This is a genomic window from Candidatus Delongbacteria bacterium (assembly GCA_020634015.1).
Lineage (GTDB): Bacteria > CAIWAD01 > CAIWAD01 > CAIWAD01 > CAIWAD01 > JACKCN01.
Genome location: JACKCN010000003.1, coordinates 424,350 through 450,985 on the forward strand (window position 1 = coordinate 424,350; position 26,636 = coordinate 450,985).

Below are 26,636 nucleotides of genomic sequence, written 5' to 3' on the forward strand. Positions count from 1 at the left end.
TGGAGACTCCAGCATGGCGAGCCCTACCCGTTCAGCCAGGTTGTGCCTGTGGCTCACGGGGTGGCTCTGTCTGGCGCTCGCGGCGCAGGCCGCCCCGCTGACCATCGCGCGCCTCAAGTATGATGGCGGTGGCGACTGGTATTGCGATCCCACCAGCCTGCCCAATCTGCTGGCCTTCACGCGGCAGAACACCACTCTGGATGTGGCCCCCCGCGAAGAAGTGGTGGAGGCCGACGATCCCCGTCTCTTCGCCTTCCCCTACCTCTACATGAGCGGACATGGCCGCATCCAGTTCACGCCACTGCAGGCCGAACGCCTGCGGGAGTGGCTGATCGGCGGCGGCTTCCTGCACGTGGACGACAACTACGGCCTGGACGAGCACTTCCGCCGCGAGATCCGCAAGGTGTTTCCCGAGTACGAGCTGGTAGAGGTGCCTTTCTCCCATCCCATCTACCACAGCCAGTTCGACTATGGGCGCGGATTGCCCAAGATCCACGAACACGACGGCAAGCCGCCTCGCGGTTTCGGCATCTTTCACGAAGGACGGCTGGTGGTGTTCTACAGTTGGGAATGCGATCTGGGCGACGGCTGGGAAGATCCCGACGTACACAATGACCCGGCCGATCTGCGTCGCCAGGCCCTTGAGATGGGGTGCAACATCCTGGTCTGGAGCATGGGCCAATGAGCAGTACGGGACACAGCCGGGTACTGGCACGACTGGCGCGTTTCCGGCGTGAGCTGAAATGGGCGCAGGTGCAGCGGGCCTGGGGGTTCTGGCTGGGGCTGCTGCCCCTGCATGTCCTTGTGCTGGCGATCCTGGAACACACGGGTGACCATTCCCTTGACACACGCCAGAACCTGCTGCACTTCCTCGAGCTGGGCTTCTGGCTCTGGGCGGCGGGTCTGCTGGTTCCCGCTCTCTGGATCTTTGGAGTACGGCGCGGTACACCTTCTGACGAAGAGCTGGCCGGACAGCTGGGCTGGGGTTCCGCTGAGATCCGGGATCGCCTGCTGAATGCGCTCCAGTTGCAGAATGGTTCGCGCGAGAACCGGGAAGGTTACGATCCCGAGCTGATGCTGGCCAGTCTGGACCAGCTGCTGCCCGCCCTCGATCGCCACGAGGACCGTCGCAGTCTGCCTCTGGCCAGCCGGACCAGGGCCTTGAAATCCGGTGCCGGAATGGCCCTGGTGCTGGTGCTGATCGCCCTGGCCGGGGGACACGACAGCCTGACCGCCCTGCAGCGGATTCTGCACCCCGAGCGCGACTTCCGTCCACCCGCAGCGTTCAGCCTGCTGCTGAGCAGCGACCGTGATACGCTCATCCTGGGCGAACGCCTGAGCATCGAGGTGGAACCCCGGGGCACCGAACTGCCGGCTCAGGTGGAACTGTTCAGCCAGGTGGGCCATGAAGAACCGGTTCGCCGAGTCCTGCCACTCAAGCGCGGAGTCGCCCGGGCCGAGGACCTTGGCCCCGCGGTCAGCACCCGATTCTGGGCCGCTGCCGGCGAGATCCACTCCGATACTCTGGATGTTCTGGTCCGGATTCCGCCCGTTCTCAGGGAGCTGCGTGTCGCCTTTCAACCACCCGCCTACACGGGTCTGCCGCGCCAGGAGCTGCCCGAGGGGCTGGGAGACGTGCATTGCCCCGTAGGGAGCCGGGTGGAGTTGAGCGGGCGACTGAGCGAACCCGTGTCTCTGGCCACGCTGTCGCTGGAGGCGGGCAGGGGCCCCGAGCAGAAATCCTTGCTGGACAATTTTGGGGACGCGGGCGATTCGCTGGCCTTCAGAACGCAATTCGTTGCCCGCGGCGCTGGTCGATGGGAGCTGGCATTCCTGGATCACGAAGGTCTGCCGACCCGCGGTGATCTGGCCCACGAACTGAGCGTGATTCCCGATCAGCCCCCTGTCCTGCGCGTGCTGGTGCCCACCGAGAGCGAGGGGCGGCTGGAGCGTGACCTGAGCCAGAAGCTGGTGGCTGTGGCCGAGGACGACTACGGCATCGGCAGGTTGCGGCTTGTCTACACGATCCGCTCGGGCCTGCTGAGCCACGGGGAAGAACTTCCCGACCCGTCGCAGCTCACGGCACCACCCGAGGGCTGGCACGAGAAGGATCTGCCGCTCAACCGCAGCGAGCGCGTGAGGGCCACACTTGATGACAACTGGGACCTGTCCCCGGCCGGCCTGCTGCCCGATGATCGTGTGCACTTCTATCTGGAAGTCTTTGACAACGACGGCTGGAACGGAGCCAAGTCCGTACGCAGCGTGCTGTATACACTCAAGGTGCCCGGCATGGAGGAATTGTACGCGGAAGTGGAGGAGGACCAGGGCGATCTGGCCAGCGAGGCTGCCGAGATCCTCGAAGAGACCCGCGAGAACAGCCGCCACCTGCAGGAGTTGAGTCAGGAAATGCGCAAGCAGCCCGAGCCCAGCTGGGAGCAGCAGCAGAAGCTGAAGCAGCTCACCGAACGGCAGGAAGAGCTGATGCAGCAGGCCTCCGAGACTTCCGAGAAGCTGGAGCAGCTGCAGCAGAAGCTTGAGATGAACAACATGGTCTCCGAGGAGCTGAAGCAGAAGTTCATGCGGCTCAGCGAACTGCTCAAGGAGGCCATCGATCCCGAACTGATGGAGAAGCTGAAACAGGCATCCCAGCAGGTCCAGGCCGAGGAAACACCCCAGGCACCGCGCGAGAAGAACCTTCAGGAAATGAAGGACCTGCTCAAGGAGATGGAACGCCAGATGGAGCAGTTTCTCTCGGTGCTGGAAGACATGCGCATGCAGCAGAAGCTGGAGGAGTTCGGCCGTCGCCTGATGGAAATGGCCGATCGCCAGGACCAGCTTGGCCAGGACATGGACCAGCGCAGCGGTCAGGAGCTGGCCCCGGAAGAGCAGGCCCTGCGCAAGGACTTCCAGGAGCTGCAAAAGGAGATCGGCCAGTTCCAGCAGGACTTCTCCGACAAGTCGACCATGCCGCGGGAGCAATTGCAGAGCTATCAGGAGCAGGTTCAGCAGGCACAGCCCGAATCGGCCATGCAGGAACTGAGCGAGCAACTGCAGGCGGGGGATACGGGCGAGCAGAGCCAACAGGACAGCGACAAGCTGGAGCTGGATCTGGAGAGTCTGGCCGCCCAGATGCAGGATGCCGCGAAACAGGCCAGCAACAACTCGAAGAACGAGATGGCCCGCGAGATCGACCGTGTCTGTCAGGAACTGCTGGTGCTTTCCCATCTGCAGGAAAAGGTCAACGCGGGCAACACCGATCTGGATGCCCGCTCGGCGCGACTGCCCGTGCTGGCGGAGCAGGCACTGGAGAATCGGTTGGGCGTGGCCGCCTGCGCGGATGCCGTGGGTGCGATGAGCATGAAGAGCTTTCTGATTCCCAAGCGCGCCCTGGCCTTGCTGGGTGCCGGGCTGTCCAGTCTGGACCGGATGCTGGTGTCCTACGAGGAACGCAATCTGGGCGAGCTGAGACGCAACGGACCCCATGTCCTGGGAAATGTGAACCAGACCATTCTGGCCCTCAAGGAAGCCAAGAGCCAGATGCAGCAGGCCAGCAGCTCCAGCGGATTCGAGGAAATGATGGAGCAACTGGCTCAGGCCAGCGCTCGCCAACAGGGTCTGAATGGCCAGTGCAGCAAATTGATGAGCAACACGCCGGGCAATTCCCAGAAGCCCATGTCCGTGTCCTTCGGAGACGCCGCCGCTCAGCAGGGTGAGTTGCGTCAGCAGATGGAATCTCTGGCGGCCAAGCTGGGTCAGGAAGGACGCAGCAAGGGCTCGGGCAAGACGCCCGGTCAGGGTGAGGCGGGAGAAGAAGGCGAGCCGCAACCCGGGTCTGGCAAACGTCCCGGCGATCAGCCGGGCGAGCAGCAGGTGCTGGGCGACATGGGCCAGGTGGCCAGCGACATGAAGGAAGTCGAAAAGGATCTGGCGAATCAGCAGTACACAGAGCGCACACGCATGTTGCAGGAACGCATTCTGACTCGCCTGCTGGAAGCCCAGCAGTCCGTGCGTCGTCAGGACTTCTCGCAGAAACGTCAGAGTCGCAGTGCCGATCCATTGAAGGCGGCCGCCCCACCCGAATTGTCGGGTGTCCAGAACACGGAGAGTCTGGAACAGGACCTGCTGCGCGCCCTGCGCGAGGGATACACGCCCGAATATGAGAAGTTGATCCGGGATTATTTCCGGGCGCTGGAGAGTGACGGAACCCGAGCGGAAGACAGGGTCGACGAGGCAGAATGAATACCACGGATGGCGCAGCCGCAGCGATGGTCTCGCTGGGCAGTCAGGGCTACAACTATCCCCAGTGGAAATCCGGTTTCTATCCTGCCCGGCTCAGCACCGGGCAGTATCTCTCGTACTACAGCCGGATCTTTTCCTATCTGGAAATGGACAGCACCTTCTACGTCAGTCCCCGGCCTGAGACCGTGCGCGCCTGGGACCGCCAGACACCCGCCAGCTTCCGCTGCTCCCTGCGACTGCCCTCCGAGATCAGCCATCGGCTGGGGTTCACCGACTGCACGGGCGAACTGCTTCAGTTTCTGGAGGCGGCAACCCTGCTGGAAGACAAGCTTGCGCCCATCATCATCGAGACCCCCGCGGAAATGGACTCGACCCACAGTGCCCGCCTGGTGGCCTTCCTCGATGGCCTGCCCCGGGATTTCCGCTTCGCGCTGGACTTCCGCCACCCCACCTGGTTCTGCTCGCGGACCTATGACATGCTGCGCAACTTCGGCATCGCGCTCTGCCTGGTGGACCATCCATTGCTCGATCGGGAACTGCAGTTGACGGCACCATTCAGTGTGATTCGCCTCTGCGGCGATGAGAACTCCAGGCCGGTCAGCCAGATCGGGCTGGATCGCGACAGCGACTTCCTGTACTACCGCAACCAGATTCGTGCTCTCGAGCGCCAGGGTGAGGTCTTCCTCAGTTGCTCCAACCACTGGAACGGTTTCGCCCCGACCAGCCTGGCCCAGCTGGCTCGACGCCTTGAGATGACACTGCCCCCCTTCGGCGAAGCCCAGCAGGACCTGTTCCCGTTGATGGCACTGGAAAGCCTGCCCCCAAGGCCCTGAACCGAGCCGATTCCCCCAGCACGGAGAGCCATTCCCGACGGGCTGTTGCCGGCACATCTCCGGGTCATTGGGCTGGTGGGGAGTCGAATCCTGTCGATTCTAGCTTTGATTGCCAAGACGATCGGAGTATTTGTACGGGTCGATCATTCGCCATAAGGAACGCTGCGGACAAATAAAGAATGGGTTTCCTTTTGATAGCGGCTTGACCAGTTGACGGCTTGATTAGCAAAATCAAACGGTGTGGTGTGGTAGGGAACTCGAGGGCGATCAAGGGGGATAGATCGGGAGCTCGAGGGTGCCCATCAACCAGTCAGACTCAAAAAGAAACCCATTCGCTCCAAGACAAGGCAACCATTGTGCCAGTCCGGGAAGCGAATGGGTACTCTATAAAAAACAAGCACTTGCTGAAGTTGCCTCACCCGTGAAGCTTCTCAGACTTTTTCTCTCTGTACAGCTTCTGCACACCACGTTTGCCAACGCTGTCGCTTTTGCGTAACCTGCCCCTACAACCCTAGCAGGAACAGCAGCTTACGGGAACAGGTTAATGGCCGCTACAACCGCCCGTTCCAGAACAGAGCAAACAAACAAACAGATGCCGCACAGACATGCTTGCCTTTGCACAATATCGTCGCCATTCCCTGAGGAATGGAGAGAGAGAGAGATCAGATGTTGAAGTCGAAAACGTTTCTGATTCTGCCGAACAAACGAAGGAAAGGGTTCTTCAGAAAAAGATAGCGGCTGGCCCTGGTTACATGCCAAACAGACACAGAACCAATAGCAAAATCAGAAACACGGGTGAGGAGAAAAGGAGATTCGAATGGAAAACAACCTTGCGCGCCATCTGCCTAATGACGGGGAGGTTGTCCCAATGGAAGTGGATGTCGAAGTACTTATCCATCGGACACCCAGGACCCTCTCTTCTGAAGAACCCAATTCCTTCGTGGCTCAGATGAGCAAGCTTTGTGCCAATGAGGCATGGATTGGCAAGTCCTTGAAAATCAATGAGTGAAGGGCGCTGCATGACGCCGCTGACGAGCTGCCCTGTTCAATTCCCGCCAAGCACTGCACGAAATCCAACAAGCCCAGAGGCCCCTGGAAACGCGAGATGACTCTGAACCAGCTTTGGAATTGCGCCTTCGTACGATATCGCGACAGGAATGGCGGTACCAATGGAGAGTGTTCCTTGAGCGCGATTGTGACTCCGGCAGAGTAAGGCAGGAGTCACAGCGGCCTGGGTCGTGGCCCGTCACTCAGGCTTCGGCACGTGTCCAATCGGCCAGGAAATCGCCGATGCGCTGGTAGGCCCGTTCGAGGATCCGGTCGTCAGGCAAGGTCACCAGGCGGAAATGCCGTGTTCCCGGCTTCTGGCCGAAACCACCGCCGTGCACGACCACGACTCCGGTCTCACGGATCAGGGCCTTGACGAAGCTTTCATCATCGGAACGGATATCCAGGCTGGGGAAGGCGTAGAATGCGGCCCCGGGCCGAACGCAGCGAATGCCGGGAATCTGGTTCAGCACCCGATCGGTCAGGTCGGCACGCCGCTCGAGGATCTGGATGATGTTCTCCAGATGACTTTTGTCGCCATCCAGGGCCGGTGCAATGGCGTACTGGGCCGGATGGTTGGCCGAGAGCCGGGCCCGGGTCAGCTTGAGCATGGCGTCCAGATAGTCCCGGCAATGCTCTTCCGGACCGGAAACGATGCACCAGCCAATCCGGAAACCGGGTGCCACGAAGTTCTTCGACAGTCCGCTGAAGGTCAGCACGCAGACATCGTCGGTCAGCGAGGCACTGGGCAGGTGCTGCTGTCCGTGAAACAGCAGGCGGTCGTAGATCTCGTCGGAAAAGAGGACCAGATTGTGGCGCCGGCACAGGTCCAGTACACCCAGAAGCGTTTCCCTGTCGCATACCGAGCCGGTGGGATTGTTGGGGTTGATCAGGACGAGGGCGCGGGTCCGGCTGTCGATGCGGGCTTCGATGTCCGCCAGATCCGGCTGCCAGCCATGATCCTCATCCAGCAGGTAGGAGCGCTGCTCCGCTTCCAGCTTGGCCAGCAGCGCGGTGTAGAGCGGATAACCCGGAGCCGGCACCAGCACATTGTCGCCCTGGTCCACCAGCGCGGACAGCGCGATTTCGATGGCTTCCGACGCGCCCGTGGTCACGAAGATGTCGCGAATGGCCTTCACGCCTTTGCCCAGGGCGTCGCGGCGGATCGCATCGCGGGCTTCCTCGATTCCCGAACTGTGACTGTAGCCATTGTGATTCTGGCGCATGGCTTCCGCCGTGGCCTCGATCAGGTGGTCGGGAGTGCGGAAATCGTAGATGTTGGGATCGCCAATATTGAGGTATAGAAGCTCCTTGCCGGCGGCCCGTGCCTGATCGGCGATCAGGACGATGTCGCGAACGGCATAGGTGATCTTCTCGGTTCGGTGAGCCGGCTTGATGGCCATGGTGGCGTGCCTTCCTCGAATGCGCCCGTTCCAGCTTTCGGCGGGCAGTGGACAGTCGCGCCCAACTTAGCACTTGGCTTGCTTGGCGCCAGCCTTGTGCGGGAGCCGGGATCGGGAAAGCAAAGACAAAATTGTCAGAATCCCGTCGCCGATTGTGTCAAATTCGTCACAACAATTCATCCCTTCATACAACGTCGGTCTGCAAGACATTGTAATGATTATATTTGCAAAATTTGTCTGAATTGGCATGACGCTTGCCAGCTGTCCTTTCGTCGCGTGCCCACTTTCCCCGGGGAAGGAGGGAAAGTTCTCACGAGTGACCCTGACGAAAGGAACCCCACATGAAGCGTCTGCCCATCATTCTGTTGACCACGGTGTTGTTCGCTGGCATTGCGCTGGCCGATTCCTGCCGCAAGAGTGACATCCCGCAGTTTGATCTTGCCTCGCGCTCGATCGACTGCAACAATGCCACGCCCCTGGCCGCCGGAGTGTACTCGATCGGGTCCGGCGAGGCCTACTTCTTCTCCTGGACGGGCACAGGCACCGGACTGGAGCTGAATACATGCAGCGAGCTGACGGACTTCGACACCGACCTGAGGATTTTTGACGATTGCAGCGACCCCGCCCAGAACTTCTACCGCGACGGGCTGGGCTCCTGCGGATGGGCCACCTATCTCACCTGCGAGGATTACACCTTCGTGAGTGGCCAGTCCTACCTGATCGTGATCAGCGGCTTCAATACATCGGAGTATGGGCTGTTCGAACTGATTGTCGGCGAGCCTTGCCCGGCTCCTCCGGCACCTCCGGTCAACGACAATCTGGCCGATGCGCTTGAAATCCTGGTGGATGGCGACTGCCTCAGTGGCAGCACGCTGCTGGCCAGCAACGACAACTTGCCACCACTCTACCAGCATGCCTGCTATTCAGGGTACTACAGCAGCACCTCCACCGGCTCCGCCGTGGATGTGTGGTACTGGTTCGAGTCCACCGGTGGCTGCTACACCGTGAGCCTTTGCGGTTCCGGCTATGACACCGTGCTGGCCCTGTACGACGGCAACGGAACCCCCATCGCCACCGACGACGATGAGTGCGGTCTGCAGTCCGAGATCACCAGCTATGCCGCCGGTTGCTGGCTGCCCGCCGGTCCGATCCTGGTGGCCGTGGACGGGTATGGTTCCGCCAAGGGCGACTTCACCCTCTGCGTTAGCGCCTGCACCCCGTCCGACACCCAGGACATGCCCGTCGCCTTCGAGCTGGGCAAGGCCTTCCCGAACCCCTTCAACCCCAGCACCACGATCAACTTCGTGATGGGCCAGACCGCCCGGGCCAACCTGACCGTGTACAACATGGCCGGCCAGGCCGTGGCCACCCTGGTGAATGGTGTGGTGAGTGCCGGTGCCCGGAGCGTGGTGTTTGACGCCAGCGAGCTGACCAGCGGTGTGTACTTCTACACCCTGAATGTCGCCGGCCGGAGCATGACCGAGAAGATGGTTCTGGTGAAGTAAGCGCAGCCTGACTTGCGCGACAGACCTTGTATGGTCGAAGGGCCTCCGTCCAACTGGGCGGGGGCCCTTCCTGTTCTGAATCCTGCGCTGCCTGTAGAGATTCGGTCGTGTGATCGGATTGGCTTCCCGTAGGCATCAGATGCGCAACTAACACAATTCCAACAGTTTGGAATGAACTGACCTCTCTGGCACACGGATTGCAGTACTCTTGGCACCTAAAACCTGATGCCACCAGCATCATCCATCATCAGCCATGGTCCGTCACTGTCATTCAGTGCGATGGAAGCGTGTTTTTGTTCGAACGATAGGACCAATGGGTTGTGCCCCCTGAAGTCCGCCAGGAAAGTCACAGTTACCTGAAGAAATGGAGAGCCCAATGAAGAATGCCCTGACGACTCTTGTGGTCTGCGGAATCGTGGCCGGTGCCGCGATGGCCGATTCCAGCCGCAAAACCGAGATCCAGACCTTCGACTGGTCCAGCCGTACCACCGATTGCAGTGCCGCCACGCCGCTGGCATCCGGCACGTACTCCATCGCCGCGGGCGAGGATTTCTTCTTCTCCTACACCGGTACCGGTGCTGGCATTGCCTTCGACACCTGCGATCCCCTGACCGAGTTCGACACCGATGTGCGCGTCTTCGACGCTTGCGGAGGAACCCAGTTGTTCTACAAGGACGGCCCCAGCGGCCCCTGTGGCTGGCAGACTAACATGACCTGCAACGACATGATCTTCGCGGACGGTGTCGAGTACATCATCGTGATCCATGGCTTCGGCCACGGTTCAGGCGAGTTCGGACTCTTCAACCTGACCATGGGCGCGGCCTGTGATCCGCCCGCTGGCCCCCCGGCCAATGATGACATGGCCGATGCCGAAGAAATCACCGTTGATGGTGCCTGCATCAGCGGCAACACTACCCTGGCCACCAACGACAACCTGCCGCCCCTGTTCCAGCACGCCTGCTACACCGGTTACTACAGCGCCACCTCGTCGGGCGCTTCCACGGACGTGTGGTACTGGTTCGAGTCCACCGGCGGCTGCTACACCGTCAGCCTCTGCGGGTCCACCTATGACACCGTGCTGGCCCTGTACGACGGCAGCGGAACCCCCATCGCCACCGACGACGATGAGTGCAGTCTGCAGTCCGAGATCACCAGCTATGCCGCCGGTTGCTGGCTGCCCGCCGGTCCGATCCTGGTGGCCGTGGACGGCTATGGTTCCTCCAAGGGCGACTTCACCCTCTGCGTGAGCTCCTGCACCCCGTCCGACACCCAGGACATGCCCGTCGCCTTCGAGCTGGGCAAGGCCTTCCCGAACCCCTTCAACCCCAGCACCACGATCAACTTCGTGATGGGCCAGACCGCCGAGGCCAACCTGACCGTGTACAACATGGCCGGCCAGGCCGTGGCCACCCTGGTGAATGGTGTGGTGAGTGCCGGTGCCCAGAGTGTGGTGTTCGACGCCAGCGAGCTGACCAGCGGTGTGTACTTCTACACCCTGAATGTCGCCGGCCAGAGCATGACCGAGAAGATGGTTCTGGTGAAGTAATTTCACCCTGCCTTGATTTCGATGATCAGAAGAATTGCCCCCCGGCCCGTGCCGGGGGGCTTTTTCGTTTGCGTGATCTCGCCACTGAGCAAGTGTTCAGAACTGTTGAGCCACTGTTCAAGATCCAGCGCATCACCAAATCCGATGCAAATGATGCTGGCTTCAACTCATTGAATAAATGCGAGTTAACCACGCGGATCGCGTGAGTCTCTTCTGGCATTGTTCTTGCTGGCTGTTTGTGTCCTGAAAACCTGCGCGCTTGGAAACCAACGAACACATTGTTCACCGTGTCCTTCACACGAAAGGAAGAAGTATGTCCATGAAAAAAATCCTCTGTGCCACGATGGTGCTGCTGGTTGCCGGCAGCGCTCTGGCGAGCACAAGTGCCATCCAGCCGCTGGACAGCAATACGCCCGTTGCCGCCCAGATCAAGGCCTTGAAGCAAGACGGGCAGATCATCCCGCGCGAACTGCGCCAGCAGGCTGCCGACGTCTATGGTTATGGCATGCCCACGAATCTGCTCGGCAATCAGCGTGATGGCGGCAACAACGCCGGCAATGCGACCCCGATCGTCTTTGTCGCGGGCAGCTACAGCAACACGGGAAGCACCCTGGGCAAGGGCAACGACCAGACTTCGCGTGACCCCCGCACCCCGGGATTCACCTGCACGAATGATTCCTATTCCACGTCAATGACCTCCGAAGATGCCTGGTATGTGTTCACCCTTGCCGGGGAAAGCACCGTCACCGCGGACACCCGTCTGGCCGGCACCACCTTCGATACCTGTATCGCCCTGCTGGATGCCACCGGAGACATCGTGAGCATCAACGACGACGGCGAAGATTTTCCCTACCGCAGCTACCTGACCTGCTGCCTTGGGCCCGGCACCTACTATCTCGTGATCGACGGCTACGACAACACCGAGGCAGGCGACTACGAAGTTCTGGTCACCTCCGACGACACCGCCTGCCTGCCCACTGCCTTCGAGTGCCCGGCCGGTGCCATCAGCAACATCGAGCCCGATCAGTGCGGCGACTTCGTGAATGAAGTGTTCTGCGGCAGCACCAGTTGCGGCGAGATCGATGACATCAACGAGTCCGACCACTTCTGGCTCCAGCTGGCCACCGATCAGCACGTCACGATCAATGTCTACGGCGACGATACTCCGGGCCAGAACGCCTTCGGCTGGGGCTGCGATCCCTATGTCGAGGTGATCGACTTCAACAGCTTCTTCTGCGATGCCGTCCTGTACTCCGACGACGACAGCGGCACGGGCTTCGATTCCTATCTGGATATCGGCGTTCTGCCCGCGGGCCAGTACTACATCACCGTGACGGCTCCCTACACCAACGCCCAGGGTCCCTACATTCTGGACGTCGAGTGTGCCGCTCCCTGCCTGAACCCCGAGGACAACACCGCGACCAACCCGATCGTGGCCACCGATGAGTTCAACTGGGTCGACTATCAGGGCGAAGCCAACGCGCTGACCCTGAATGTCAATCTGTGTGACTTCTGCTCCGAACTGAACATCGGACCGGGCTCCTTCACCAACGGACACACGATCGATCAGCTCGACGGTGGCGAAGTCTGGATGAACCTGTTCCAGCCCGACTTCAACGCCCAGTGCTATGCCCTCGTGATCCAGGTGCTGCCGCCCTACGCTGCCATCGATCCCTGCACGCACCTCGTGGGTGTCGCCCAGAACGGCTCGTTGCTGGGTTGGTTCCCCAACGATGCGTCCGCCGGTCTGCTGCCCAGCCTCTACTGGAATGACGGCACCATGAGCTCCACTTTCGTGGTGGACGCCCCGGCCGCCTGCTGTGATCAGGTTTCCATCAACGTGTGGTACGAGGACTTCTGCCCGCCCGCCGATGCCCAGGACATTCCTGTGGACTTCACGCTGGGCCAGAACTTCCCGAACCCCTTCAACCCCAGCACCAGCATCGAGTTCAATCTGCCTGAGACGGCCGAGACCAGCCTGAAGGTCTACAGCCTGAATGGTGAACTGGTTGCCACCCTGGTGAACGGCATGATGTCCAGCGGCGCCCACAACGTCAACTTCGACGCCAGCGCCCTGACTTCCGGCATGTACTTCTACACCCTCGAGTCCAAGGGTGTGAGCCAGACCCGCAAGATGGTCCTGGTCAAGTAAGCACAGCGCCTTTCGCTTGCGATCCGCCCCCGCACGGCAACGTGCGGGGGCGGTTTTGTTTTTGTGATCGGAAAGACACGCCCCAGGGCAGGGCTCCCACGCAGGTCACCAGCCATTGCACGGTACGGTTCTGCACCGGGCATTGGAAAGAGGTTGTCTCTTGTCCTGTTTTTTGCTGGACTGCTGCCGTCGGCGCAATAATGGGGCAGGCCCGGCGTTTCACTGGCATATCGATCCAAGTTCAGCCCGGAGGATTTCAACAATGACACGACCCATGCGCATTGCGCTCTGGCTGCTGTCGGCCCTGGTGATGGGCGCCTGCAGCGACAGTGACAACAGCCTCTCCACGACCGAGACCACGACTGCCGTCAATGATGAAGCGGCCGTGATCATCGTGGACAACGTGGCCCTTGAAACCGGTGGTGTATTGGATGCCGTGGAACGCACCCTCAACGAGGCGGACCTGGGCACCCTGCTTGACCGAGCCGACCAGCCAGTCTCCAAGGACTTCGCCACGGCGGAAATGGTCTTCGATTCCACCACCTGCACCTGGACCCAAAGCCGCGAACGCAGTCGCGAAGGTGAATTCGCCGGCCACAGCTGGCAGGGCGTCCGGACGATTCACCTGATGGACGAGAATGGTGACTGCGTCGAGCGCCGGGACAGCCTTGGCACCGTGAAGGGCATGGACACCACCTTCGATTTCGAGGGCAGCAGCTGGAACCGTCGGGGTAGCTGGGAAAACAGCGGCATGGACCAGTGGCAGATCCGCGAACTCAACGATGAGATCGCTGGCGCTCTGGTCAATGGTGGCCACTCACGAGCCGGTTCTGGCGAGATGGTCTTCGGTGACGCGACTCGTACCTACGAGTTCACCATGACCCTGGCCGCCACGGATCTGCGGATCGTGATCGTGGATGGGCGACGGGTTCCCGTGGAAGGCACCATCGTCATCATCTATGATGCTGTCCGGAATGGCGAAGTCATCCATCGCGAAGCCACCATCACCTTCGGCAGCAACGGCGGGGAAGTGGTCATCGGCAACGGCAGTTACGGCTTCGACCCTGTCAGCGGCACTCTGGACTAGACCCTCGCGGTGGGCTCATCAATCGCGCGCCGAGCTTTGCATCCAGCCCGGCACAGCGGAGCCCGCCGCCTTATTCCGGACCGAACAGCCGGCCCCATGGCCGGCTCTTTCTCTCGCGACAATTTTTCTGGCTTCGGGCTTGGCATTCCATCCCCCGGCCTGAAGTGATACCTTCGCCATTCGGTTCTTGCGCCAACGAAGGCATCAACCCATCCGGGAAACGGAGGCTCAATGGAGCTGAATGAGGACGCCCCCCTGGTCGGCATCATCGACGATGATGAAGTCGGCGGATTCAAGCTGGAGCATCAGCTCCAGAAGCGCGGTTTCCGGGTCTGCCGGGCGCTCAGCGCCGAGGAGGGCTTCGTGATGCTCCGTGCCCAGCATCCCGACGTGGTCATCACCGACTGGGTCATGCCCGGGATGAGTGGCCCGGAACTCTGCCGCCTTGTCAAGGATGACGAGGATCTGAAGGAAACCTATCTGATCACCATTACCGCCAAGTCCGGCAAGGAAGACCTGGTCTCCGCCCTGGACAGCGGCAGTGACGATTTCATTCAGAAGCCCTTCGACAAGGAAGAGGTCTTCGCGCGCATCCGCAGCGGCTTGCGCGTGCGTTTTCTCCAGAAGGAACTGGCGCGCAGCCGGCATCTTCAGGGCATCCTGCAGACGGCGGTCACGATCCAGCATGAGATCAACAACCCGCTGGCGGTCATCCAGGGCCGGGCCGAGTTGTTGCAGATGGAGCTGAATTCCAGCCTGACCGACCAGCAGCAGGACCACCTGACCGCCGTGCTGAGCCAGTGCCGACGCATCCGGGATGCGGTGAAGAAGCTCAGCAATCTGACCGCGCCCGTGATCCAGCGCCACCCCACCCTGGGGGGCAACGACGGGGGCGACGAGATGATCGACCTGGGTGGGTCGAAGGCATCGCTCGAAGGAGGACGTTCGTGAAGCGTGTGCACGGAATCTGGCTGCTTGCTCTGGTTTTTCTGCTGGCGGCCTGCGAGATCGAAGAGAACCGGGACTACGGCGTCCTGCTGCTCCAGGTGAGCGACGCGGAGTTCCCGCTGACGCCCCTGACGCTGGAGATCACGGTCAATGACTCGCCTCCATTCCAGCGTTCCGTGAATGCGGAAACCCCACAAGTGCAACTGACCGGTCTCTCGCTGGACCGCAGCAACCAGATCCTGCTCAGTTCCTCCTTGCACGAACCTCACACACTGTCCCTGCAGTTTCCCGCGGGTGTCACCCAGCTGAGCGAGAATGTGGCGCTCGACCGCGTGCAGAATGCGGACTACTACTCTACGACCATCCGCACCTTCACCCATGCCGGTGTTGAACTGAACGGCCTGCCGCTGAGCGTTGAAGGAGCCGTGCTGCCTTTCACGACGCCCACCAGCATCGAACTTCCTCCGGACACCCCCGTGCTGATTTCCGTGTCGAACGGCAGCTGCAACCGTGGCGAGGCCGTGATTCAACTGGATTCCGACCAGGCGGGACGAGTGGATACGCTCTGGGTCGACGACCAGGATCTCCAGATCGTTCCCGGAACCACCGATGTGCAGGTGATGCTCGATGGCGTGCCGGTGGTGCTCATCAACGACCAGCTGCGGAATCCCACGCCGGGTTCCTGGCTGAGCGCCTACCTGCCGGGCCATGCCTATCAGGCAGGAGTTTCACGCACTCTCAGCGGAATGTGTGACGCGCCCGCCGAGTTCGACTGGACACCCGTCTCCGAAGGCTATCAGCTGAACCAGCTCTTTCCCGAATTCACCCTGCCGCGCTCCACGGACGGCAGCGATTTTCGACTCAGTGCCTATCGCGGACGAGTGGTGCTGGTCAATTTCTGGTTCATCAACTGTGTCCCCTGCCAGGCCGAACTCCCCCTGCTGCAGGACGTGCTCAGCGAGCATTTTGACGAGGGTTTCCGCATCCTGTCGCTGGACCCGATTGAACCATTGGCCACCCAGAGCGGGTGGGTCACCGACAACCCACAGTACACCATCGATTTCCTTGCCGACCTGCAGGCGCCCTATCTGGCGGCCGCGGCCGGTGTGCAGGTCTTTCCCAAGAATTTCCTGCTGGACCGCCGCGGTGTGATCCGCATGGTGGTCGGCCAGGTGGAAGAAGAGACCTTCACCAGTCTGGTGCAGCAACTGCTGGCCGAATAGCTGGCGCGACAACGACCCAATCAACACACGGAGCATATCATGAAGAACTGGATCCTGCTGCTGTGCCTGACATGGCTCGCGGCACCCGCTTTCTCGCAATGCCTGGAAATCACGCCTCCGGAAAGCCCCGAAGCCGTTCTGGTGAACCCGGAGTTTCCGCTGACCTACAAGATGTACTTCGATTTCGTCAACACAGGGGAAGACGCGCAGGCCGTGGATCTGGATTTCGAGAGAGTGTCCGGCGGAGACGCCTGGACGGTTTCACTGTGTCGCAATGTGACTCTGTGTTATCCACTGTGGCAACTGAACAATTTCCATGTGGTATACACCGACACGATTGCCGGAGGCGATCTGGACTTCTACGATGTGCAGGTGGTCACCAACACTCCAGCCTTTGATACCGGAGTCTACGACCTGAGCATTCTTCCCCAGAACTGCCCCGAGAATGGGGTGGATCTGACGGTCACGATCACCATCACCGACCAGGTTTCCGTGGACGTGCAGCCCCGGCAGTTCTTTCTGAGCCAGAACTACCCCAATCCCTTCAACCCCACCACCCGGATTCCCTTCGAGCTGCGCTCCGATGCGCGCATCAGTCTGGATGTGTACGACATCACGGGCCAGCTGGTGGCCAGTCCTGTGCGTGATGCGGGCTACTCCGCCGGTCTGCACGAAGTCAGTTTCGATGGCTCCAGCCTGCAGTCCGGTCTGTACTTCTACCGTTTCTCGACGCCCTGGGGCAGCCGGGACGGCAAGATGGTCCTGGCCCGCTAGATCCAACCGCTCAACGCGCGTGCTCTGGCCACTGGCCGGAGCACGCGTGTCCATATCCGGAGAGACGATTCATGCCTTTGCGATTTCGCTGGTTCGCCGCCCTGCTTGTCGGGTTGTGCTGCCTTGGTTCGGCCATGGCCGGGGAGAGTGTCAATTTCAGCCTGAAGGACATTGGCGGCAAGACCGTCGAACTGGCCCCGATGCTGGAAAAGGGGCCGGTGCTGATCAGTTTCTGGGGCACCTTCTGTGAGCCGTGCAAGAAGGAGATTCCCCACCTGATCGAGATTGTTGACGCACATGCCGAGCAGGGCATGCAGCTCCTGCTGGTCTCGATTGACAGCCCGCGCAGCCAGGGCAAAGTGCGGCCCTACGCCATGAGCCAGAAGTGGGAGCACCCCGTGCTGCTGGATGCCAACGGCAAGGTGATGAAGCAGCTGAAGGGCCAGAATCCACCGTATACGCTGATCGTCACGGCCGAGGATGTGATCTATCGCCACAGTGGCTATCGCCCGGGTGACGAGAAGGAACTGGCCGCTTTCGTCGAGAGCATGTTCAAGACCAAGGCCGATGGCGAATGAACTCATGCAACCTGCGGCTCCTGCTGCTGGCCGGCGCGATCCTGACCGGCTCGGCGCACGCTGATGAGATCGGCTGGACGGGCACCCTTGGACTGAATCTGGGCCAGGGCGAGATCCGCAACAGTCAGAACGATCTGCTGGATCGCGAATACCGCGAAGCCATTCTGGACACGGACCTGAGCTGGAAGCAGTTCCGGCTCAACACGGCGCTGGCCTGGCAGTCTCCCTCGGAGTTTCCGGATACGCGCACGATCGACTCCACCCTGATCCGCAAGGCCTCCCTGCTGCGCGCCTCGCTGGAATGGCAAGGACCCGTGCTGCTGCGGGCGGGCACCATCTCCACCACGTTCGGCCGGGGCATGTCTCTCAGCCTCTACCGCGACGAGCAGTTGCAGAATCCACTGCTTGACAAGATCGAGCGCGAGGACACGCCCACCACCTGGGACAGTTCGGTGCAGGGCGGCTACCTCGAGTACCTTGGTGAGACCGTGGCCCTGAAAGCCGTCGCCGGGCATTCCGACTACTACGGCAACCTGTTGGGCATCAATCCGGAATTCACTCGCGACCGGACGACTCTGGGTCTGGCCTGGAATACGGTGGACGATGTGGTGATCGACGCCGAGACCGATGCGCTGAACCAGGATGTCGAGAACCGCGAACTCTACCTGAGCCAGTATCTGGGCAATTGGGACTTCTTCGTGAGTCACCTCGAGCAGGTGGTTCCCGAGGGTGAAGCCAGGGTGGCCGGCAAGGGCGGCGTGGCCACCTACGCTGCCGTGGGTACCCAGCTGCTCGACTGGAGCGTGCGCGCCGAGTACAAGTACTACCGGCTGACCAGCGAGAAACTGCGCTTCAACAATCCGCCCATCGTGCAGCAGGAAATCCCCTCGCGCCTGATCGCTCGCAAGCGCAAGCGCTTCAATCATTTCGACGATGAGGTTGGCTTCCAGCTGGAGCTGCAGCGCCTGTTCCGGAATGAGATGGAAGTCTTCTTCTCGGCCGCCCAGACCTCACGCATGGATCCCGAATCCTCCAGCGCCACGCTGCTGCCCGAGCTCAAGGAAGTCCGCGACGCCTATCAGGAGTACACGGCCAACTGGCAATGGACCATGCCTTCCGCGAAGCATGTGATGCTGGGGCTGGCCTGGGCCGAGGAGAGCGAGGCCCGCGTGGATGCGCCCTCGATTCTGTATCGCAACATGGGTCTGTCAGGCAGTCTCTACACACCGCTGCCCCTGGTGCGCGGGCTGGAACTGAACGCCGAGTATCTCTCGCGTGAAGCCGTGTACGACAAGCACACCCAGGATCTGGCCCTGCTCTGGATGGACATTTTTCCGCTGCCCGATCTTTCGTTCAACCTGACCGCCGATTTCGAGCACCACAGCGACACCAACGAGGACTGGATGGGCTCCACGGAGGCGCGCTATGATTTTGCCACTCCGGGGGATCTGCATCACAGCCTGACGGTCTTCGCGGGCCGCTTGCGTGGCGGACTGGTCTGCAGCAGCGGCAACTGCCGCATCGTGGCTCCCTTCCGCGGAGCCAAGCTGCAGTACACCCTGCAGTTCTAGGCAGCGGATCGGATCCACCTGAGTGATCCGGTCGGCACAGAATCCCATGCCCGACAGAACGGACGTTCCGTGACCCAGACACCCGAGCGGCCCCTGCAGGAATTGCTGGCGGCCCTGCCTTCCATCGACAGCCTGCTGGCCGAACCGGTCCTGTCGAAGCCGGGCCTGCCCGCACGCCCGCTTCTGGTGCGTCTCTGCCGTCAGGAAGTGGAGCGCCTGCGCACGGGACTGAAATCGGGAAAGCGACGGCATCTGCCCGAAACCGGGACACTGGCCAGTCAGATTGCAGATCAGGCGCGTCGTCTGCTGACCGGTGGCATGCTGCACGTGATCAACGCCACCGGAGTGATCCTGCATACGGGGCTGGGGCGCGCTCCACTGCCCGAGCAGGCCCGCGAAGCCCTGCAGCGCATCACACGCTCGTTCACCAACCTGGAGTTCCGTCTGGAAACGGGTGCCCGCGGTGTGCGTCACGAGCGGGTAGCCGAGCTGCTCTGTCTGCTCACCGGGGCCGAAGGTGCCCTGGTCTGCAACAACAACGCCGCGGCCGTGCTGCTGATGCTGCAGGCACTCTGCCGTCGCCGCGAGGTAATCGTGTCTCGCGGGCAGCAAGTGGAAATCGGCGGCGGTTTCCGCATTCCCGATGTGATCCGCGAGAGCGGGGCCCGCATGGTGGAAGTGGGCACCACCAACCGCACCCATGCCAGCGACTATCTGCAGGCGCTGGGACCGCGCACGGCGGCGCTGCTGCGCGTACATCCATCCAACTACCGGATCAGCGGATTCACCAGCCAGGTCGAGCTGGGCGAGCTGGCCCGGCTGGCGCGCGAGCATGGTTGCCTGCTGCTGGACGACCTGGGCAGTGGCGCTCTGCATGAGCTGGGCGGATTCCGGGAACCCGAACCGCTGGTGGAACAGTCTCTGGCGGCGGGAGCCGACCTGGTGAGCTTCAGCGGCGACAAACTGCTGGGCGCTTCCCAGGCCGGGCTGCTGGTGGGGCGGCGCGAGCTGATTGCCAGACTGGAAAAGGCACCCCTGCTGCGCGCACTGCGCTGCGACAAGCTGGGGTTGGCCGTGCTGGAAGCCGTGCTGTCGATCCACGCCGAGGGCGGCGAGGCTCTGGCCGCACTGCCCGTGCATCGCATGCTCAGCGAGAGCCGGGAGCAGGTGCGATTGCGGGCCAGAAACAGCCTGACGGTGCTGGGTGTGGCTCCGGATGCCATTGAATTCACCCTTGGACACGGCCGGATACAGGTGGTGGACAGTCTGGCGCGCACCGGATCGGGTGCGTTGCCGGAAGAGGATGTGGCCAGCGTGGCGTTGCGTATCACAAGTTCGAAACTGAGTGCCGCGCGCCTGCAACGGGATCTGCGCTGCGGGACTCCCGCGGTGGTGGGAGCCGTGCGCGAGGAAGCGCTCTGGTTGGACTTCAAGGCGATTCTGCCTGGAGAAGAGACGCTGCTGGGAGAGAGCCTGGCGGGTGTGCTCAATTGACGCGCACTCCTGAATGGCAGGGTACTGTCGACTGAAACGAGGTAAGCATGGCGGGTTGGGCAGGCAAGATCATTGGCGGCGGCATCGGCTGGGCCGTCTTCGGACCGATCGGAGCGCTGATTGGAGGCGTGATCGGCAATACCTTCGACCAGCGCGGCGAGCGCACGGAGGACATTCCCTACGACTACTACCGCAATCAGGATTTCGTGCACCAGCACACCAGCCGCTTCTCGCGCAATCAGGGCGGCAGTTTCGCGGTGGCCATGCTGGTGCTGTTCGCCCACGTGATTCGCGCCGACGGGCACACCTCCAGTGCCGAGGTTCAGCGCGTGCGCGATTTTCTGGTGCGGCGCTTCGGACCCGACGAGGCCCGTGACATGCTGCAGATGTTCAGGCAGATCCTCAACCGACCGGTGGATGTGCGCGAGGTGACGGCCCAGATCGTGGTGCATCTGGACTATGCCGGCCGGCTGGAAATGTGTCACCTGCTCTTCGCCATCGCAATGGCCGACGGCCAGCTGAATTCCGAGGAAACCCGCGCGATCATGGAGATCGGGACACTGCTGGGCGTGTCCGAGCAGGACATGCGCACCGTGTTCGGGTCCAGCCGGCCCACAGGCACAGGCATGCAGGAGGACCCATTCGAGGTGCTGGGGGTGCCGCGCAGTGCCGACACCGATACGCTGAAGAAGACCTACCGCGATCTGGCCAAGAAATTCCACCCGGACCGTGTGCAGAGCCTGGGCGAGGAATACCGCGCCTTCGCCGAGGAGAAGTTCAAGAAGATCCAGAACGCTTGGGAGCTGATCCGCAAGGAGCGGGGGATCTAGGTGTCACACATCGTCATCGGCACGGCCGGTCACATCGACCACGGCAAGACTGCCCTGGTGAAGGCCCTGACCGGAATGGACACCGACACCCTGCGCGAGGAACGCGAACGCCAGATCACCATTGATCTGGGTGTGGCCTTCCTGGGCGATGGGGTCACGGTCATCGATGTGCCCGGTCACGAGCGCTTCATCAAGAACATGATCACGGGCGTGGCCACCCTGGACCACGTGCTGCTGGTGGTGGCCGCCGACGACGGCATCATGCCCCAGACCCGCGAACACACCGACATCCTGCAGCTGCTGGGCATCCGCAGCGGCACCATCGTGGTCACGAAGACCAGCATGGTCGATTCGGACTGGCTGGAACTGGTCTGCGAGGAATTGCGTGAGTTCGTGCGTGGCACATTCCTGGAACACGCGCCCCTGCATCGCGTGGACAGCCTCTCCGGCGCGGACATCGAGGAACTGCGCAGCGGTCTGCAGGCTCAGCTGGCCGAACTGCCCCCGGTGCAGGAATCGGGCATCTTCCGTCTGGCCGTGGATCGCGCCTTCAGCGTCAAGGGCCACGGCACGGTGGTCACCGGCACGGTGCTCTCGGGCCGCTTGAAGACCGGTGACGAACTGGAATTGCTGCCCAGCCTGCGGCGGACCAAGGCCCGCGGCCTGCAGACCCATGGCCAGCCCGTCGCGAGTGTGAGCCAGAACGACCGGGCCGCGATCAACCTGCAGGCCGTGGCACTGGACGATGTGCAGCGTGGCGACATCCTGGCCACCCCGGGCATCCTCAAACCCGGCACGCTGCTGGACGTGAGCCTGACTCTGCTGCCCGGCAGTCCGCCCCTGGCCAATCGCGACCGGGTGCGCGTGCACATCGGCACCTCGGAAATCCTGGCCCGCGTGGTGCTGCTGGGGCTGGAAGTACTTTCTCCCGGCATGCGCGCCGTGGCCCAGCTGCGCCTGGAAGAGCCGGTGGCCGCACTCAAGGACGATCGCTTCGTGATCCGTCGCTACTCGCCCATGCAGACCATTGGCGGCGGCCAGGTGCTGGATCCGCGCCCGCTGCGTCACCGGCCCCACGCGACACGCGTGCAGGAAACACTGGCCGGCCTCAACAGCTCGGGAACGGTGGCCGAGGAACTGCCCGCCCTGATGCAGGTCTCGCACCAGCCACTCTGGAAGCTGGGCGACGTGCAGAGCCGCTTCGGAGGCACTGTTCAGGAACTGGAGCCGGCCCTGCGTTCATTGGTGGACACGGGTGTGCTGGTCGAATTGAAAAGCGCTGGTGAAGCGGGCTGGGCGCTGCCTGCCACCCTTGCGGCCCTGAGCGAACGCCTGGTGCAGCAGGTGCGCCTGTATCACGAGCGCTTCCCCGAGCAGGCCCTGATGCCCCTGGCCGAGCTGCGCAGCCGCAGCGGTGTGGCCAGCGAGAACGCACTGTTCGACCACCTGCTGACTCAGCAAGCCTCGTCCCGCCTGCGCATCGAGGGTGCCGGTGTGGCCGAACGGACCCACGAAGTCACCATTCCCGCCAAGCTGCGTACCAGCATGGATGCGCTGCTGGCCCGCTTCCAGCCCGGCACCCTGCCCCCGCCGCGCCCCGTCGAGCTGGCCCAGGAACTGCAACTCCCGGCCAGTGATGTGCGCCGCCTGCTGAACCTGCTGCAGAACGAAGGCGCCCTGCTGGCGATTTCCCCCGAGGTGCAACTGACACCCGCGTGTCACGCCACAATCCTCGAGCGCCTGCGGTCCTTCGCCGCCGACCTGCCCGGGGGCCTCTTCAGCGTCTCCCAGGCCGGCCAGTGTCTGGACGCCCCCCGCCGCTTCACCGTTCCACTGCTCGAATACCTGGACAAGACCCGCATCACCGAACGCGTGGAGAACGACCGCCGCTTCCTCGAATGATGACTCGAGAGATTTCGCACACACAAGAACTTCGTCACTCCCGCGCAAGCGGGAACCCCGAGGGGTTACACGCCGAACGCAACTGAGAAGCCGGCACGATGCAGCCCACAATCCGTTCCAAAATCCCATTTGCCAAGCCCCGAATGGGGCACAACACATATGTAGCCCGTGGGGAATCCACGGGCGGACGTGGATCACTCGAGGAGGGATGGGTTTGCTACGAAACACCCCAAAGCGTTGCTTTGGGCTGAGAATGAGATGCCCCTGCGGGGCGCTCTCGTAGGATGGGCAAAGCGCAGCGTGCCCATCATGCTCTGCGGAATCTGCCCCACCCAAGCCCCGAACGGGGCACAACACATATGTAGCCCGTGGTGAATCCACGGGCGGACGTGGATTCACCGAGAGACGCAAGGTGTGCCGTGCAATCGCTCGGGATTCCCGCCTGCGCGGGAATGACCGATTGTGGGTGGCGACTTGTCGATTTCACTGAACGATCGACCTTCGCCAAGCCCCGAATGGGGCACAACACATATGTAGCCCGTGGGCAATCCACGGGCGGACGTGGAAGGCCTGGTCATTTTCATCCTGGACGGCGGTGTGGATGATTGATGGGCACGGCCTTCGGCCTTTGCCCATCCTACAAGCCCAGGCAGCTCATCGTAGGATGGGCAAAGCGCAGCGTGCCCATCTCTTCATTCAATCGAAGGAGAACACAGCCATGTCCACTCTCACCCGGCCCGATCGCCTCGGCCGCTTGCTGGATGTGGCCTGCGGTGCAGGCAACTTCGCGCTCGAACTTGTGCAGGAAATCGGCGGCCTGCGGGAGCTGGTGGCCATCGACAGCAGTCAAAGCGCACTGGAGGCTGCCCGTGACGCACTGGCCAGCCTGCCCCATCAACTGCACACGATGGCGGGGGAGCACCTCGACTTTCCCAACGGCGGTTTCGACACGGTGTCCATCGCTCACAGTCTTCATCATCTGGCCGACCCCGACATGGTCCTGAAGGAAATGCGGCGCGTGCTGCGCCCGGGAGGCTGGCTGGTGGTGCAGGAGATGTACCGGGACACCGAGGACCCGGCGGCCCGCACCCATGTGGAACTGCACCACTGGTGGGCGGCCGTGGATCGGAGCCGCAGTGTGCAGCACAACGAGACTTTCCCGCGTGAAAGTCTGGTCTCACTCCTGAACAACATGCCAGGCGTGAGCTGGCTGGTCGAGGACCGGATCGATGCGGACTCAAACCCCTTCAATCCGGAGCTGAAAGAGCATCTGGAACCGGTGATTGCGCGCTACCAGGCCTGGTGTGATGACTCTCCCGAGGGCCGGGCTTTGTTCGACCGCGGCGAGCGGCTTCGTGAACAGTTGGCGCGGCATGGGTTCCGCAGTGCTCCCGCGTTGCGCGCCTGGGGCAGACGGGAAGAGGCGCGGTGATCAGGGTCGGGAAGGGTCCGTGTCTGGAAAATGTTTTTGCTGGCGCTGGTCTTGTTCCTGTGCGTGTCCACTTTGATTGACATGTTAACGGGGTTTTCATTGCCCCTGTACGACAACAGGGAACAAATCTCGTCCCCCGTCGTGCCCCGGGTGGGTGGTGGAGGCGGTGGGCGGGAGAGGCGCACCTCCAGTAAGCGCCTGTCCAGATTGCCTGACACACATCCTTGGAAACTTGGCCCGGTTCTGCTCTTCAGGGAACAGAATTTGCCGTCCAGCGTGCCCCGGGTGGGTGGTGGAGGCGGTGGGCGGGAGAGACGCGCCTCCAGAAATCGACTGTTCAACTCACCTGACACGCATCCCTGGAAGTTTGGCCCGACCCTGCTCTTCAGGGAACAGAATTCGTCTTCCAGCGTGCCCCGGGTGGGTGGTGGAGGCGGTGGGTGGGAGAGACTAACCTCCAGAAAGCGGCTGTCCAATATTCCTGACACACAGTGATTGAAATTTGGCCCGGGTCTGCATTCCAAGGAACAGAATTCGCCTTCCAGCGTGCCCCGGGTGGGTGGTGGAGGCGGTGGGTGGGAGGAGAACCCCCGGATCACAAGTGTCCAGAAATCATGACTCATCCAACAGCTATTCTGTTTGTGGACCACACTGAGTCACCGGATCGGTTCACACATGACGTCGGATGAACAACACCACGCTGTCATTGGCAGCGCTCAAAGACACATTCAGAGTTGAGGAACACGACCATGCAAGGGTTCATTCATCGAATTGCCGTGCTGTGCGGAGCAATTCTTCTGGCCCTGTCTCCCTCGAGTCACGCCGCCGGAAGTGAGATGGGCCTGGCCTCCATGTTGTACATCAATGGACAGGGCAAGGCCTCCGTCGAGGCGGACCAGGTCAGCATCCAGTTCAATCTCAACGCGACCAGCAAGACGCTGGAAGTCGTGAGCGAAACTGTCTCCGAGAATCTCGACGAGGTGCTGGATTGGCTGGACAGTCATGATGAGACGGACATCGAATACTGGCTGGGGAATCTGTCCCGGCGGGACATCTACAGGACAAAGCGGCGCATGGATGTCCGGCTTGACAAGAGAATTGACGTGAACGTGTACAACATGCAATTGCTGGATACACTGACGACCATCATGTCCGCTCATGGTTTCACCATGGGCCGGACCGCATGGAGTACCAGCAAGGAAGACGAACTGAAAAGTGAAGCAATTCTGGCTGCCAGCAACGATGCAAGACGTCGCGCAGAGCAGTTCGCGACGGCTCTGGGAGTGTCACTCGGGAAGGTGTACACGATTTCCATTGATGGCGCGGGACCGTTGGAGGAGAGAGGATATCAGACAACGAAGAACTCCGGCGGATTCACCATCGACAATGAAGGCGCCTTCCATGCACGGGGCGGAAGTCTCGATCCCGTGTTGATCGTGGCCGATCGCTCCTCGGAGATTTCGGTTCAGCGGATCCAGGTGAGCACCCGTGTGCATGTGGAGTACGTGATCGAGTGATCGGCAGCACCGTATCAAGGTGTAAGTCCATCCCCGATTCGCGGGCAGGCCGTGCAGCAGGCTGATGGGTCAGTCGCTGCTGGCTGTGCCATCGAGAAACCCATGCCGTCTCAGCTGCAGGTCAAACAGCACGCCCTGCCCCCGATCCAGTTGCTCGGGAAGGTCGCCGCGTGTTCCCAGGCCCTTGGCCAGCAGTGCCAGTACCTCACCACACAGTTCGTAGTGCGTCACGACAAGCAGCGCGCTCACATCGGCACCGGCCGCGATCACCCAGGGCAGGATCCGCTCCTCATGGTCCTCGAAACCCTGCGCGTCGCCCTGACGATCGGGCCCACTCCAGAGTCGCGAGTCCGGGTGCACCATGACCGACTCCGTGGTCCATGCCGCCAGCAGTGCCTCGGCGGTGGCCCGGGCGCGTGGAGCCGTCGACGGAATCATCAACACCGAATCACCCACGACTGGCCGCGGCAACAGCATGGCAAGTCGCTGGGCCTGCAAGCGCCCCCGCTGTGAAATTCCACCGGGAGCCGGATCGGCGTGTCGCAGCCAGGCCAT

General features: G+C 61.9%; 20 protein-coding genes. 18 read left to right on the plus strand and 2 right to left on the minus strand.

The features are described 5' to 3' along the window. Positions 1-13: 13 nt before the first annotated feature. The 4 genes from H6678_08475 to H6678_08490 all read left to right on the plus strand — a co-directional run bounded on the left by H6678_08475 (position 14) and on the right by H6678_08490 (position 6,081). Positions 14-685, plus strand: a complete 672-nt coding sequence (locus tag H6678_08475; GenBank protein MCB9473830.1) for a DUF4159 domain-containing protein — start codon at positions 14-16, stop codon at positions 683-685. Continuing rightward, positions 682-4,239, plus strand: a complete 3,558-nt coding sequence (locus H6678_08480; GenBank protein MCB9473831.1) for a hypothetical protein — start codon at positions 682-684, stop codon at positions 4,237-4,239. Before H6678_08475 ends, H6678_08480 begins: the two co-directional genes overlap by 4 nt. Continuing rightward, a complete protein-coding gene (locus tag H6678_08485) occupies positions 4,236-5,072 on the plus strand; it encodes a DUF72 domain-containing protein (GenBank protein ID MCB9473832.1) in 837 nt (278 codons plus the stop codon). Before H6678_08480 ends, H6678_08485 begins: the two co-directional genes overlap by 4 nt. 817 nt (positions 5,073-5,889) lie before the next feature. Then, entirely contained in the window at positions 5,890-6,081 is a 192-nt protein-coding gene (locus H6678_08490; protein ID MCB9473833.1) for a hypothetical protein, read from the plus strand. A gap of 241 nt (positions 6,082-6,322) precedes the next feature. On the opposite strand, the gene H6678_08495 is transcribed toward H6678_08490, so the two are convergent. Further along, positions 6,323-7,522 carry an aminotransferase class I/II-fold pyridoxal phosphate-dependent enzyme gene (locus H6678_08495; GenBank protein ID MCB9473834.1) on the minus strand — a complete coding sequence of 400 codons (1,200 nt, stop codon included), beginning with the start codon at positions 7,520-7,522 and terminating at the stop codon, positions 6,323-6,325. A 341-nt stretch (positions 7,523-7,863) separates the two neighbouring features. Between H6678_08495 and H6678_08500 the strand changes: the two genes are divergently transcribed. The 14 genes from H6678_08500 to H6678_08565 all read left to right on the plus strand — a co-directional run bounded on the left by H6678_08500 (position 7,864) and on the right by H6678_08565 (position 26,081). Then, entirely contained in the window at positions 7,864-9,027 is a 1,164-nt protein-coding gene (locus tag H6678_08500; GenBank protein MCB9473835.1) for a T9SS type A sorting domain-containing protein, read from the plus strand. 376 nt (positions 9,028-9,403) lie between these two features. Then, entirely contained in the window at positions 9,404-10,573 is a 1,170-nt protein-coding gene (locus H6678_08505) for a T9SS type A sorting domain-containing protein (GenBank protein MCB9473836.1), read from the plus strand. Positions 10,574-10,892: 319 nt separating this feature from the next. After that, positions 10,893-12,725 (plus strand): T9SS type A sorting domain-containing protein, encoded by a 1,833-nt coding sequence (locus H6678_08510; protein ID MCB9473837.1) that lies wholly within the window; start codon positions 10,893-10,895, stop codon positions 12,723-12,725. A 262-nt stretch (positions 12,726-12,987) separates the two neighbouring features. After that, entirely contained in the window at positions 12,988-13,812 is an 825-nt protein-coding gene (locus H6678_08515) for a hypothetical protein (GenBank protein MCB9473838.1), read from the plus strand. Positions 13,813-14,043: 231 nt separating this feature from the next. Beyond that, positions 14,044-14,763 carry a response regulator gene (locus H6678_08520; GenBank protein MCB9473839.1) on the plus strand — a complete coding sequence of 240 codons (720 nt, stop codon included), beginning with the start codon at positions 14,044-14,046 and terminating at the stop codon, positions 14,761-14,763. Further along, positions 14,760-15,983, plus strand: coding sequence for a TlpA family protein disulfide reductase (locus H6678_08525; GenBank protein ID MCB9473840.1), 1,224 nt, complete (start codon positions 14,760-14,762; stop codon positions 15,981-15,983). Before H6678_08520 ends, H6678_08525 begins: the two co-directional genes overlap by 4 nt. Positions 15,984-16,022: 39 nt before the next feature. Then, positions 16,023-16,757, plus strand: coding sequence for a T9SS type A sorting domain-containing protein (locus H6678_08530; protein MCB9473841.1), 735 nt, complete (start codon positions 16,023-16,025; stop codon positions 16,755-16,757). 71 nt (positions 16,758-16,828) lie between these two features. After that, positions 16,829-17,335, plus strand: coding sequence for a TlpA family protein disulfide reductase (locus H6678_08535; protein ID MCB9473842.1), 507 nt, complete (start codon positions 16,829-16,831; stop codon positions 17,333-17,335). Beyond that, positions 17,332-18,906 carry a hypothetical protein gene (locus H6678_08540; protein MCB9473843.1) on the plus strand — a complete coding sequence of 525 codons (1,575 nt, stop codon included), beginning with the start codon at positions 17,332-17,334 and terminating at the stop codon, positions 18,904-18,906. Before H6678_08535 ends, H6678_08540 begins: the two co-directional genes overlap by 4 nt. Before the next feature lie 69 nt (positions 18,907-18,975). After that, a complete protein-coding gene (locus H6678_08545; GenBank protein ID MCB9473844.1) occupies positions 18,976-20,400 on the plus strand; it encodes an L-seryl-tRNA(Sec) selenium transferase in 1,425 nt (474 codons plus the stop codon). A gap of 47 nt (positions 20,401-20,447) precedes the next feature. Further along, entirely contained in the window at positions 20,448-21,230 is a 783-nt protein-coding gene (locus H6678_08550; protein ID MCB9473845.1) for a TerB family tellurite resistance protein, read from the plus strand. Continuing rightward, positions 21,231-23,132 carry a selenocysteine-specific translation elongation factor gene (gene selB / locus H6678_08555; GenBank protein MCB9473846.1) on the plus strand — a complete coding sequence of 634 codons (1,902 nt, stop codon included), beginning with the start codon at positions 21,231-21,233 and terminating at the stop codon, positions 23,130-23,132. 718 nt (positions 23,133-23,850) lie between these two features. Continuing rightward, the gene (locus H6678_08560) at positions 23,851-24,564 is read left to right on the plus strand and encodes a methyltransferase domain-containing protein (GenBank protein MCB9473847.1); all 714 of its coding nucleotides are present in this window, start codon (positions 23,851-23,853) and stop codon (positions 24,562-24,564) included. A gap of 836 nt (positions 24,565-25,400) precedes the next feature. Next, positions 25,401-26,081 carry an SIMPL domain-containing protein gene (locus tag H6678_08565; GenBank protein MCB9473848.1) on the plus strand — a complete coding sequence of 227 codons (681 nt, stop codon included), beginning with the start codon at positions 25,401-25,403 and terminating at the stop codon, positions 26,079-26,081. A gap of 69 nt (positions 26,082-26,150) precedes the next feature. Here H6678_08565 and H6678_08570 read toward each other — a convergent pair whose 3' ends face one another. Continuing rightward, complete coding sequence (locus tag H6678_08570) at positions 26,151-26,636, minus strand: hypothetical protein (GenBank protein ID MCB9473849.1); 486 nt, start codon at positions 26,634-26,636, stop codon at positions 26,151-26,153.